The sequence below is a fragment of the Nocardia sp. bgisy134 genome (genome assembly GCF_057708325.1).
Genome location: NZ_JBYIRW010000067.1, coordinates 1 through 714 on the forward strand (window position 1 = coordinate 1; position 714 = coordinate 714).

Here is a 714-nt window from a genome sequence, read left to right on the forward strand (position 1 = left end):
CCGCCGGTCCGAGGACCCGGAACAGGCGCGGACGGATGTCCCCAGATCGGTCTTCGACCACATCGCTACCACCAAGTCGGCAAGCATCCTCGAATGTCGATGATCAGGCGCCGTCCTTTCGAGTGATGGTTGTACTTCTACTCCGCAACAAGTAGCGGCGGGCGCCCGGCGATTGGGACCACGCGGCGAGTGGAAATCGGTTCTCCGATCCAGGCGGCTCGGGTGTACTGACGATATGACGATCACATCTGCCACCGTGCGTGCCGCCGGTCCCGTCGATCTGTCGCCTGTGTTGGCGTTGGCCGTCGCGTTCTACTCCGAGGACGGTTTCGCCACCGGCGAACCCGAGTTGCGTGGCAACCTCGCGACGTTGCTCGCCTCGCCTGCGGCGCGAGTCGCGGTGGCGCATTCTGCGGATCGGCTGCTCGGGTTCGCCGTCACCACTACCAGCTTCGGTCTGGAGAGTGGACTGGTTGCCGAACTCGAGGATCTGTTCGTGGTGCCTGCTGAGCGGCGCCGCGGGCTGGCCGGACAGCTCATCGAGGACAGTGTCGGGTGGGCGCGCGAGCGAGGTTGCCGGTGTCTGGAGTTGGTCATCGCGCCGAACGGCCGCGATGTCGGGCATTTGTTCGCCTACTATCTCGCACGCGGTTTCCACAACGATGGTCGTCGCCTGATCAGCAGGCGGCTCTGATTCGACCTGCCGTCAGCTGA

Annotated in this window: 1 protein-coding gene; it reads left to right on the forward strand. The window is 64.7% G+C overall.

Going from position 1 to position 714, the window contains the following annotated elements; translation table 11 throughout:
* Positions 1-235 precede the first annotated feature (235 nt).
* Positions 236-694: a GNAT family N-acetyltransferase gene (locus AC3ERS_RS36590; protein ID WP_431972736.1), complete on the forward strand. Its 459-nt coding sequence runs from the start codon at positions 236-238 to the stop codon at positions 692-694.
* Positions 695-714 lie beyond the last annotated feature (20 nt).